This window comes from Chromatiaceae bacterium, from assembly GCA_024235395.1.
Taxonomy (GTDB): domain Bacteria; phylum Pseudomonadota; class Gammaproteobacteria; order Chromatiales; family Chromatiaceae; genus Thiosocius.
Map to the genome: position 1 here is coordinate 368423 of JACKMK010000003.1, position 11972 is coordinate 380394.

Below are 11972 nucleotides of genomic sequence, written 5' to 3' on the forward strand. Positions count from 1 at the left end.
CGGACCGGGGCGGTCAGTCCGGCACCGCCATCTGCATGTTGGCTGCGATCGCCGCTCCGGGATCGACATTGAACCGCTGCCCGGTGTCCAGCGCATCGATACGGTGCATCTCCCCGTTACTGAGAACGAAACCTTGCAGCTCGATGTTCTGCCGCATGCGCACAGGGTCCTCCGATTTCGGTATCGGCACCCAGCCGTGTTGCAGGTTCCAGCGCAGTATCACCTGGGCCGGGGTCACCGCGTGTCGCTCGGCGATCTCGGCGATCACCGGGTCGGCTACCGGCTTGCTGGCATTCGGAATGCCGCTCCAGGCGCCGGTTCCCAGCGGCGAATAGCTGACCACCTGGATATCCCGTGCGCGGCAGAATGCGGCCAGTTCCGGCTGCGAGAAATAAGGGTGGATCTCGACCTGGTTGCACACCGGCGTGACCTCGGCCGTCGCAAGGACCAGCTCCAGGTCGCTAATGCGGAAGTTCGACACGCCGATCGCCCGTACCCGACCCTCGTCGTGCAGGCGCTCCATCGCGCGCCAGCTCTCGGCAATCAGGTCCGGCACCGGCCAGTGCAGCAGGTACAGATCCAGGTACTCCAGATCCAGGCGACACTGGCTGTTGTCGAAGGCACGCAGGATCTGTTCATAGCCGCACTCGGTGTTCCATGCCTTGGTGACGACGAACAGGGCGTCACGCGCGACGCCGCTGCCCTTGATCGCCCGTCCGACGCTGCGCTCGTTCCCGTACATCGAGGCGGTGTCGAGATGCCGGTACCCGGCAGCGATGGCCGCACCGACGACTTCGACAACTTCGTCGTTGTCGACCTGCCAGCCACGAATGGCGCCGGTGCCGAACCCGGGGGAGGGCATCGCAACGCCGTTGTGGAGCTGCACTTCCATACACAATACCTCTTGCCATGCGTGAGATCGGGCGACGCAGGACTTTGCCTGGCCGCGGAACAGAGTATAGGCAAGGCACGATTGCGCTGACCCGTCGTCACGGCCGGCGCGCGGAATCCGGTCGCATGCCCTCGCCAGTGATGCCGTGGCCAGGATGCGCGCGGCCGCCAGACCAGGATGCACACGCGATCTTGGCCCACCTCCGAAGCATTCGTGGGGTGTCGTTTGCGACAGCGGTGTGGCATGAACGCGCCGACGCTTCGCGGGCGGCGTAAGGCGCCTTGTCGTGTGCGTTCGAAGATCGGTCAGCATCAACGGTCGTTGACCGCCCCGAGACTCATCGATTGGTGGTTGCCGACGCCCGACTGCTTCTGCATCAGGCGATCGACGACCACGGAACCGTGCTGACCACCGACGTGCAGTTCCTGCCGGTTGTGCACGCCTGTCTGGGTCCGCTTCATCTGCCTTATGCGCGCGGATGCTGATCTCAGTTGCGTTTCGGCGGCCGCTTCGGCGTACTCCCGGGCCACGGCCTCTTCGATCAATCTTTCCGCGTCGAGATGGACGCCGGCATGCGTCGCGCCTGCCAGCATCAGCATGACCAGGGCGGATCGTGTTGTTTGGTAGATCATGTTCTTCGTCTCGTTCGGCTTTTGGCTCCGGGCCGGGGTTTCGCAGCCCGCTTTACTGACAACTCGAGATCCATGATGCCGTTCGACGGGACAAAAGGCTTTGCGCCAGGGCGCACCGCTGGTGTGACTTTTTTCACAGCGGCACTGCCTCGGCACCTGCCGGGCTCGAGTGGGTCCCGCGGACTACTCAGCGCCGTGGCGGACGCCGCACGGCACTGAGCTCGGCATGCCGGAAACAATCGGTGGTGTGATCGTTGACCATGCCCACCGCCTGCATGAAGGCGTAACAGATGGTGCTACCGACGAACTTGAACCCCCGCTGTTTCAAGGCGCGGCTCATCGCGTCCGATTGCGGGGTCGTAACCGGTACCTGCCTGGCGTTCTTCCAGCGATTCTGTATCGGTTTGCCGTCTACGAACTGCCAGAGAAAATCGGACAGCCGTTCGCCGCCGGCGAGCAGATCGAGATAGGCGCGGGCGTTGCCGATGGCCGCATCGACTTTCAGGCGATTGCGGACGATGCCGGGATCTGCCAGCAGAAGGGCCTTGCGTGCCGGGTCGTAGCGCGCGATCTTCCGCGCATCGAAACCGTCGAAGGCGCGTCGGTAACCCTCGCGCTTCTTCAGAATGGTCGCCCACGAAAGGCCGGCCTGCGCACCTTCGAGGATCAGCATCTCGAACAGATGGCGGTCGTCGAGGTTGGGCACGCCCCATTCCCGATCGTGGTAGGCGATATATTCCGGCGTCACGCCGCTCGCCCATGCGCAACGATGTAGGGTCAAGATCGATCTCCCGCCGAAAGCCCGCCGCTCACAGTTCGGTCAATGACCGCGGTGGCCTCCCCGCCACCTTGATCTCTGCACGGACGATGTTACTGCCGGCCACCGGGACGCGTCCCGCGAGGCGCAGCACGCAGCGGAACAGTGCGATCGTCAGCGGCCTCGCCTTGTCCCGGATCATCCGGAACAGGCTGACCTCGACCCACGGGGCCACGTGTTCGGCGATAATGCGTTGGCGCGCGTCGAGTTCCTCTTGCCACCGCGGTGGATCCCAGTCCGGCTCGGTCGCGGCAAGGCCGTGCACCTCCTGCATGGTCAACAGCAATCCGACCAAGTGGTCGCGCAGATCGATCATCGCCGCTGCGTGATCGAGCGCGTTCTGGAAATCGAACACCGTGTTGAACCCTGAGGGCAGCGCGGATTGATCGTTGATCCCGGCCGACAGTGCGGTCAGATCGCTCTTTTGCCGGCTGCGAATGATCTGCGCCCAGGTCCCCGGCAGACCGTTGCTGGTGCAAAACGCCAGCAGCGCGCGCGGGTTGTGGACACCGTATTGATCGATCGCCCAGCCGATCTCTTCCGCCGCGAGCGCCTTGGTGCGGTCCGCCAGATCCGCCGCGGTCATGCCGACACCGAGCAGACGGCGCACCTCCTCGTCCGTGAGACGCATGCGGACGATCAGCTCGGCCTCCTTGGCCTCCTGCGGATGCGTCTGCAGATAGCCCGCGGCGAACGCCGCGCTCGCCTGGCTGAGCAGATCGCGCTCGGCGAAACAGCGCAGGATGCTCTGCGCCTCGTCGGGGTCCAGTCGGTTGCCGCCGTGGCTCAACGTCAGGTCGAGGTCGAGATCGCTGGTCAGTGATGCGAGCGCCAGTCGCGACGATTCGACGAAGCGCAGGGTCCGGCGTTCGGCGAGCAACGAACGCTCCTGTTCCACCGAGGCCCGCGACACGACCGCGAGCACGTTGCCGCGGGCATCCGCCTCGACACGCACGGCGGTATCGAGAATCGATCGGCCACTCAGCTGAAGATCGAGCAACACGACGTCGAACCCGCGCCCTCGCGTCCGTCGGGCGAAGCGCGACAATCGCCCGTCGAGCACCTGCACCGGCCCGTCCGAGGTCCCACCCCATGTCTTGACCACCGAGCGCAGATCCCCGGTCAGCACCTGTCGCCAGGCCGTGCGCGCCTGCGCGTCATCCGGCCGGAACGACAGTTCGAGCTCGCTGCCCGTCCCCTGCGATGCACTGGCATCGGCGGCGATGCGTGCAGAGAGTCTCACCTCGGTCGCCTCTTCCACCCGACGACCGATCTCGCCGATACGTTGCTGGTAACGGCTGAGCAGCCTGCGCAGTTCGTCGGCCCGCGCATCCACGCTTCGCAAGCGATCGTTCGACCCTTCGCCGATCTCGTCGAGCGCCTTCGCGACCTGCTTGTAGCGGGTGCTCGATTTCACATAAGCGGCGATGGCCTCCCCGGCCTTTTCGATGAACTCGTCGATGGCGTCCAGCACCATCGCCTCGATGCGTGGCCGCAACTCCGTCGACAGGTCCAGATCGGCCAACAACAACTCGGCGAGGGGGCCGACCACCGCCTCGGCACGCTTCTCCCACTTCAACGCCGTGGTCTCGATACGATGACTGATCAGGCCGGCGATCACCTCGGCGGGTGGCCTGGCCGCATCGATCCCGAAACCCGCCAGCGCGAGGTCGCGGAACCAGGCCTCGCCGGCGCGCCGGTTCAACCACGCGGTGGCCCGCTCGCGGATCATCTCGGAGGGTTCGGTGAATGCCTTCAGCTCTTCGACGATGGTCGCCGCCGATCCGAGATACCGGGCCAGCTGCGGCTTGATGGCCTGGTAGTACTCGCTGAAGTCGACCTGGATACCCAGGCGCAGCGCGACCGACGATGATTCGGTCCTACCGCTCACGATCGACAGCAGGACATTGCCTGGACGCACCGCATCCTGACGCGCGACAAAGCTGTGCGAACCGGCCCGGTGGGCGGAAAAACCCACCGCCACCCCGAGTGCCGCTTCGGTGTTCGCGAGCAGCTCCATCGGCAGGCTGACCGCTATCTCGCCACCTACGTCCAGCTGACCTTCGACATCGAGCCGCATCGCCAACAGCTCCTGACTGTCGAGCAGGTCGTGGATGCGCGCCAGGTCCAATGGCAGCGCGTCCCCGAGGCGCGCGGCGTTGTCCACCAGGACGCGCCCCCAGCGACGTTCGCTGCGGTTCAGGAACCAGTACCGCAGGCCGGTATTCAGCGCGGCCGCGGAGCGGCCGCTCAGGGTGATCGGATGGAGCGGCAGTCCGGCCTTGACCTCGCCTTTCAGCGTGCCGGAGAAATGCACCAGCACCGGACACCGGTCCAGGGCGAAGGACGCAAACCAGGGCTCCGGCTCAGGGCTCGCATCCACGACCAACGCCGCTTCCGCCTGTGCGCCGAGCAGCAGGGTGAAACCCTCGACGTCCGGGATCGGCACCGGCAGCGGGGCAGTGATCGGCAGGCGCAGTGGCGGGGTGTCACTCGCCGCCACGTCGCGCAGGTTCAGGCTCAGCAGGCGCGCCGGTCCCTCGCCCAGCCGCTGGTCGAGCGTCCGCTGAAACGCGACCAGACGCTCCAGTTCGCTCTGGTCGATCTCGAGGACCGCCAGCAACGCCTCCAACTCGGCGCCGGTCGGCAGCCCGCCGCTGCGAAAACGCCGGAGCAATGCCAGGATGTCGTCCGCGCCGTCCGGCAGGTGCGCCCCGGCCAATCGGTCCTGCAACTGGCTGAGCAGCAGCAGGTCCCCGGCGCGGGAGATCGCCGAAAAGCCTTCGATGATGCGCGAAATCCAGTTCATCGAACCGTCCCTCCCATGCATGCGGCACAACCGCTTACCCCGAGCGCAAACCCCTTGACCAGCGCGCGGGGCGAACGACCCCGACCACGCCGTGCAGATTCGCTACCCGACCTTGTCACTGGATTCGCCGAGATAGGCATCGATCTCGCCGACCGGGCCATTGCGCAGCAGGTAGACCCGGGGATTGGTGCGTACGGCGACCTCGCCGTCCAGACTGACGCGCACGGGTTCACGGTCGAGAATGCCCAATCGCCGACTGAGACAGTCCGCGCGCCAGCGTTTGCTCGCCTTTTTTGCGCGTTCCTCGACAACGATGCGCGTCAGGGCAAACTCGTCCGTCGGCTGTTCGTGAAAGACACGGGTGATGATCTCGCTGCGCGCCTTTTCGAACCCACCCTGCTGGACACCCATGTCGTAGAGGGCCGAGAGGCAACGTAGATTGGTCACCTGGACCGGCGAGATGCCGCGCATGAACGAAATCGTCGACAGCAGCACCTTGCCGTACTTGTCGTAGGCGTAGCGCAGCATCGCCCGTCGAAAGACCTCCTCGCGGCCGACCGCCTCGAGGTAGCCTTTCCAGGGTTGGGAAAATCCATGCTTGGTTTTGCCGGTACTCTGTCCATCGGCCCAGCGGACCGCGCTGGCTCGCGAACCGTCCAGGACCTTCCAGAACGCCGCATAGTCGGCCTCGTTGCTGCCGAAGCAGGACCTCAGCAAGGGCTCGTTCTCACCGCGAAAACGGCGAAACAGCTCCTGCAGGGTACCGGTGCCGAGATTGCATTGGATGGGACCGAACGAAAGCCCAGCGCCATCGAAATTGCCGGTCACCTGTTGATAGGGGTCGCCACTGGTTTCGAACGCCGCCGTGACCTGCATTCCGCAGTCGAAGGCCGTCTCTGGCTTGATCTCCGGCATCTTCGCCGGATCCGGCATCTCCAGGTAGACATCGTTCCCGACCGCGTCCACACGCGCAAAATACTTCTCGCGCCTGAGTTTTCCCGCAGCCTTGGCGAGACCCTCGGGATCGGCGTTGCCAACCACGATGCAGGTGCCCTTCGCCGACGGTTCGAGTGCGGCACCCGGATGCAGCTGTTTGACGGCGATGGGTGTACCCAGGGTGTCGCGCAGGATCTGCAATGCAGCGACCAGCTCGCGGTGGATGTGGATCTTGCCCTGCGGGTCGGTGAATTCCTTGATCTTGAAATTTGGCGTCAGGCGGTTGTTGGCCGACCCACCCACGACGAAGTCGTCTTCGAAAACGGTTTTTGCCATCCCGGCCTCCTTCGGATCCAGTGAGCGATTCCGACCCTGCTGATACGGCGCCAACCCGGCCGTTCGACGGTCGCACGACACCATGAAGATAGTGCCAATCGGGCGGTCATGGAACCTGGAACCGGCGGCGGCTCTCAGCGGACATCAGCCGGAAAGCATCGTCCGCAGACCGGCGCCGGCGCTACGGCCCGCACTCCGCTGCCCGACACTGGCATCGGCCCCCGGCAATGAGGCGGCCAGGGTGGGCGAACCCGGGCTGGGACGCAAGACCTCGACGGGGCCATGCGGATCGGTGTGGTGGGCGACCGAAAGAAAACCGTATTCGCCCGGGTCTCCTACAACGAAGCCCGGCGGCAACCACTGGGCCATGCGTACAAGGAGACAGGACGATGAAAAAGACATTGATTGCCGGCGTACTGGCAATGGCTTCCAGCGTGGTCGGCGCAGCACCCTTTGCCTTCCAGACTCAGATCGGGTCTTCGGAGCTTGATCCAAGCATCTGGGATGGCCCGGCGATGACATTCCCGACCGTAACGCCGAGCGGGACGCGCTCTTCGCTCGAGGTGCTGTACGCCTCGCACGACATCGACGGGGCGGGCGATTTCCCGTTTGCCGGGTCGATCGAAGCGAGTGGGCCCACGCGCATCAGTCTCTACGAGGTCCAGCGCGGCAGCCCTGAGGCTACCGCCTATCGCGATTACTACGAGCGCTATCCTGTGGGAACCGACTGGGCGAGGATCGCTCGCGAGTCGCACAAAGAGCGTGCCGGTGAATCCTGACGGACGTGCACCCGCAGGGTCCGGTACGCCTGCGCCCTGCGGGTAGCTCGATGCGCAAGGCCCTGTGGCACCTGGTCGCTGGGACCGCACCCGGTACAGCTGCCTCCCGGTGCGGCAACGCAGAGACAGCGGGGCAAAGACGCCGACTCCAACCGCTTCGGGCGGCTTGTCTCCCTCCGGGTCGCACGCACCGCGCACGACCACCTCGTCGGGGCTCAGCGGGCCTCGTGTTCCACCGGCCAGCCCTGCGCGTTCCAGGCGGTCATACCGTCGTGCACCACCTGTACATCGGCAAAGCCGTGCCGCGTCAGCAATGCACCGGCCTTCGCAGAACGGCGGTCGGTACGACAGACGATCGCGATCGGCCGTTCCTGATAGGCATTCAGTCGATCCAACTGCGACGCCAGGTCCTCGAGCGGCAGATTCAGGGCACCGGCGATGTGACCCTGTTCGCCGACAAAGTCTTCGGGCGTCCGTACATCCAGCACCAGCAGGCCCCTGTCGCCTGCCAGGCGTTGCTTGAGTTCGGTGACCTCCAGCATCGGGCGTTGACGCAGCCGCCCGATCAGCCGCGGCAGAAACGCGACAGCCGCCAGCAGCGCGAGTGCGATCAGACCTTTCTGCAACATGCCTTGGCTGCCGGCAACGGCCTCTCGGCCGGCGTAACCGAGGTAAGTGTAGGCAATGGCGCCGGGCAGCATGCAGATCGCGCTCGTCAGCAGGTACTGCCAGAACGGTATGCGGGTCAGTCCCAGCGCATAGTTCAACAGATTGAAGGGAAACAGGGGCACGAGGCGGGTGAACGCGACGAATCGCCAACCCTCCGCCTCGACCCCCTGCAGCAGGCGCCCGAAGAAACCGCCGGAGCGCCGCTGCACCCAGTCGCCTGCGACGAAACGTGCAATCAGGAAGGCGGCTGCCGCACCGAGCGTGGCGCCGCTCAGGTTGTACAGGGTACCGAGTACCGGGCCGAACAGAACGCCGCCGGCCAGCGTCAACAGGGCGCCCGGCAGAAACAGCACGGCACCCGTCGCGTACGAGGCCACGAACAACAGGGGTCCGGCAATGCCCGCGGCCGCCACCCAGTCCTGCAGTACCGCGGCGTCCAGTCGGTCGCGGTAGAAAAAGAGCACGCCGCCCGCGCACAGCAGCATTGCGACCAGCAACCCCCGGCGCCAGGTTTCAGGCATCGTCATGCCCGTCGCCGGTCCATTGCCGCCGATTGATCGCATACCCGGTGATGCGGCCGTGGAACGGCAGTGCGAGCATTCCCGGCAACCAGGCCACCTGCCGGACTTCGCGGTAGCCACGGATGCCGATGGTCATGCCATCATGTCCGCCGCGGGGCTGGTCGCGATAGGTACCGAACAGGCGATCCCAGATCGACAGGTTGAAACCGAAGTTGGAGTTGGTCTCATCGTCCTCGACCGAATGGTGCACGCGATGCATGTCGGGGGTTACCACCAGCCAGCGCAGCACACGGTCGAGCGGCGCCGGCAGGCGGACGTTGCCGTGGTTGAACATCGCCATGCCGTTCAGCACCACCTCGAACACGATCACTGCGGCGACCGCCGGGCCGAGCAGCAGGATCACCGCAAACTTGATCAGCATCGACAGGATGATCTCGAGCGGGTGGAAACGTGCACCGGTGGTGAGGTCGTAGTCGAGGTCGGCATGGTGGACGCGGTGCAGGCGCCACAGCAGCGGGATCGCATGGACCATCACGTGCTGTAGCCAGATGGCGAAGTCGAGCGCGACGACGGCGCCCGGCATCTCGACCCAGGCCGGCAGCTGCACATAGTTGAAAAGCCCCCAGCCCCGGGTTGCCGCGAACGCCGCCACGCCGACCGCCGCGGTCGGGAACAACAGGCGTAGCACCACGGTATTGAGCATCACCAGGCCCAGGTTGTTGACCCACCGCAACGTCTTCGAGACCCCGAGCCGGCGCCGCGGGGCAACCAGCTCCCAGGCGGCCACCGCGGCAAAGATGGCGAGAAAAAAGGTCAGCCGGATCGCGGCTTCGTGGGCTTGCAACGAGTCCAAGTGCTCTCCCGGAGACTGGGTGGTCCATCCCGCAGCTGATCTATACTGGCGGCACGGTACGATATTCAACCGATCGGTTGAAGGATTAGTGGGGGTCGTGGCCCATGTCAAGAACCAAGGGGCCCAAACAACGGCTGTTCGGACAGCTCGCCCGCGTCGCCCAGGCGCTGGCGAGCGATGCCCGCCTGGAGCTGCTCGACTATCTGGCGCAGGGTGAGCGCAACGTCGATGAGCTTGCTCAGGCGGCAGGGCTTTCCATTGCAAACGCCTCCAAGCACCTGCAGCAACTCAAAGGGGTGGGCCTGGTCACACCACGGCGCGACGGCAAGCAGGTGTTCTACGCACTGGCCGACGACCGCGCATTGGATGCGATTGCCGCGTTGCGCACGCTGGCCGAATCGCATACCGCCGAAGTCCGCAGTCTGATCGACAGCTACCTGCACGCACGCGACGACTTCGAACCGCTGCCGGCAAGCGAGCTGTTGCAGCGTGCCGACAGCGGGCTGGTCACCGTCCTCGACGTGCGACCGCCGGGGGAGTTTGCCCAGGGGCATATCCCGGGGGCACTGAACGTGCCACTCGACCATCTCAGATCGCGGCTGCGTACCTTGCCGGACAACCGGGAGATCATCGCGTATTGCCGCGGTCCCTGGTGCGTCCTGTCGTTCGAGGCCGTCAGACAGCTGCGTGCGGCCGGTTTCAAGGCCCGGCGGCTGGAGGAGGGGATGCCCGAATGGCGCCATGCCGGCCATCCGGTCGCGACGGTTTCACATCCCCGCTAATCCGGCGGAAGGGGGTCGGGATACCCCAGGCCCTCAACAGTGGGACCGGTGGCACAGCTGCGGTCGATCATCGCTGGTCGGGAACGGTCGGTCGTTGGCCGGCGGCCACGGCACGAAGAAGCCTTCGCAATCGCCCCCGTTCGGCGCGGACTGTCCCCAGGGAATGAATTGAGAGATCAGGGGGAAAGCCGTCCTGGTGTCGTTGGGCTCATCGCCGCACAAAGGTCACCTGAAGCTCATCGCCAACAATCGCGAAAGTGGGGGCCACACCGTCCACGCTGTTGCCGTGGAACCGGTCCGGTCCGTAGTCCGAAAGATGGGCGCTGGAAAGGATCGTGAAGGCCGTGCTGAATGCGACATCGTCCGCATCCTTTTTCCAGAAAGAGAAGGTGAGGCGGCTCGAGTTGAGCGTCAACGCGTCGGATACCCGAAGCAACGTCGCGTCGGCACCGATCCGGATCGAAATGATTCCCTCATTCGCATCGAGCGCGCCGATGGTTACGCCCTTCGAGTGACCGCCGATGTCCAACTCTCCGTTGCCGGAAAGCTGGATCTTGGCCGCGCCACCGGAAGAATCGTCGTAGAACGCGATGCGGCCACCACAACCGCCCCCGGTCCCGCCATGGGCAATCAGACTGGCATTGCCCGCGCTCGACGTGCCGGAGAAAACCGTATAACCGCCGGCCGCCTGCGACACGTTGCCGCCCAGATTGACGATCGTCGCACTGCCCGCGGTGGGCACATTGCCATCCGCTGCGCCCTCTCCGTACACGGAAAATTCGGTGTAACCCGCAGCCGCCCCTTCGCGAACCGCCGGGTGGTTCCATAGGGTCGCATTGCCCGCCGTTGGAAAATATTCGGTGGGCAGGTTGACTGAAAAGATCGTATGGCCGGCGCTGGACTTGTTCTCGATGCTGCTGCCGCAGTTGACGATGCTGGCGTTTGCGGCGCTCGGAGACGCGTACTTGGCACTGAACGTGAGGTGTCCACCGCCACCTTGCTCACCCTCCAGTGCGCCATAGTTGAAGTAAGCACCCTGACCGGCAGACGCCCCCTGGGTTGCCTCCATCCTGGGCGGATTGTTGTTGAAGCTGGTCACCCCACCGTATGCACCGGGGGCCTTGGCGGCGTAATTGTGGAAGCGTCCGTTACCGCCGACCGCCGTGCCATCGAACGCGACGTCCCCGCCGTTCGCCTTGGGGTGGGTTGCACCCTCGTTGTAGAAGACGCCATGGGCGGCCGTTGAGTCGCCGTAGAACTGGGTATTGCCGCCATCGCCGCCGGAGACCGTTCCACCGACATTCGTGAAGGTGGCGTTGGCCGCCGATGCGGTGTCGTGGAAGACCACATTGCCGAAGGTATCGCCATCGGCGCCGAGGCTGCCGTAGATCATGAAGCGGGCGGTATCCGCCGATGATGCATCGCAGAAACTGATCTCGCCGCCGACAGTATTGTGCTCGGGAGGTGCGGCGGCACCGGTCCACGCCTTGAACGACGCCGAGCCGGCGGTCGCCGTGTCCTGAAAGCGGATCACACCGCCACCATAGTCCTGTTCCGTGATGGGGCCGGCGCAGTAGAAGACGTCGTCCCCGCCCGCTGTCGCGGCGTTGCTGAACACCAGCTGCGGGTTCCTGAATCCGCTGCTTGTTGCCGCAACGATGAAGCTCTGTAGCCTTCCGGAACGGTTGTCGATGCCCTTGCCCGTGATCGTCAAAGCCGGGGTAGCGGAAGGTCCGAATTCGAAGGTGTAGGCGGGCGCGCTCTCGGCAAACTCGATACCGTCCACCGCCGCGTCGGATACTGGCGAAAAGCTGACCATGGTCTGAGTTGTGACGGCGAATGCGGCCGTCCCCTTCGGCACCCCGGCGGGATTCCAGTTGTCGGCGCTGTTCCATTCACCGGTCGACGGCTGAGGGTTCCAACTCGATGTCGTCATCTGTTTCTCC

Annotated in this window: 10 protein-coding genes; 2 read left to right on the plus strand and 8 right to left on the minus strand. The window is 65.0% G+C overall.

The features are described from left to right. Positions 1-13: 13 nt before the first annotated feature. The 5 genes from H6955_15080 to H6955_15100 form a co-directional block, all read right to left on the minus strand. Entirely contained in the window at positions 14-892 is an 879-nt protein-coding gene (locus H6955_15080) for an aldo/keto reductase (GenBank protein MCP5314879.1), read from the minus strand. Positions 893-1203: 311 nt separating this feature from the next. Continuing rightward, positions 1204-1524 (minus strand): hypothetical protein, encoded by a 321-nt coding sequence (locus H6955_15085; protein MCP5314880.1) that lies wholly within the window; start codon positions 1522-1524, stop codon positions 1204-1206. 187 nt (positions 1525-1711) lie between these two features. Beyond that, the gene (locus H6955_15090; GenBank protein MCP5314881.1) at positions 1712-2308 is read right to left on the minus strand and encodes a DNA-3-methyladenine glycosylase I; all 597 of its coding nucleotides are present in this window, start codon (positions 2306-2308) and stop codon (positions 1712-1714) included. Positions 2309-2333: 25 nt separating this feature from the next. Beyond that, positions 2334-5150, minus strand: coding sequence for a hypothetical protein (locus H6955_15095; GenBank protein ID MCP5314882.1), 2817 nt, complete (start codon positions 5148-5150; stop codon positions 2334-2336). A gap of 102 nt (positions 5151-5252) precedes the next feature. Continuing rightward, positions 5253-6422: a hypothetical protein gene (locus tag H6955_15100; GenBank protein ID MCP5314883.1), complete on the minus strand. Its 1170-nt coding sequence runs from the start codon at positions 6420-6422 to the stop codon at positions 5253-5255. Positions 6423-6811: 389 nt separating this feature from the next. Here H6955_15100 and H6955_15105 point away from each other — a divergent pair, with 389 nt between their 5' ends. Further along, positions 6812-7201 carry a hypothetical protein gene (locus H6955_15105; GenBank protein MCP5314884.1) on the plus strand — a complete coding sequence of 130 codons (390 nt, stop codon included), beginning with the start codon at positions 6812-6814 and terminating at the stop codon, positions 7199-7201. Between the two features lie 215 nt (positions 7202-7416). On the opposite strand, the gene H6955_15110 is transcribed toward H6955_15105, so the two are convergent. Together H6955_15110 and H6955_15115 are read right to left on the minus strand one after the other, a co-directional pair. Continuing rightward, positions 7417-8391: a VTT domain-containing protein gene (locus tag H6955_15110; protein MCP5314885.1), complete on the minus strand. Its 975-nt coding sequence runs from the start codon at positions 8389-8391 to the stop codon at positions 7417-7419. Further along, complete coding sequence (locus tag H6955_15115; GenBank protein MCP5314886.1) at positions 8384-9208, minus strand: sterol desaturase family protein; 825 nt, start codon at positions 9206-9208, stop codon at positions 8384-8386. The genes H6955_15110 and H6955_15115 overlap by 8 nt, the downstream gene beginning before the upstream one ends. A gap of 140 nt (positions 9209-9348) precedes the next feature. On the opposite strand from H6955_15115, the gene H6955_15120 reads away from it, so the two are divergent. Next, positions 9349-10026 (plus strand): metalloregulator ArsR/SmtB family transcription factor, encoded by a 678-nt coding sequence (locus H6955_15120; protein ID MCP5314887.1) that lies wholly within the window; start codon positions 9349-9351, stop codon positions 10024-10026. 208 nt (positions 10027-10234) lie between these two features. Here H6955_15120 and H6955_15125 read toward each other — a convergent pair whose 3' ends face one another. Next, positions 10235-11962: a hypothetical protein gene (locus tag H6955_15125; GenBank protein ID MCP5314888.1), complete on the minus strand. Its 1728-nt coding sequence runs from the start codon at positions 11960-11962 to the stop codon at positions 10235-10237. Between the last annotated feature and the right edge of the window lie 10 nt (positions 11963-11972).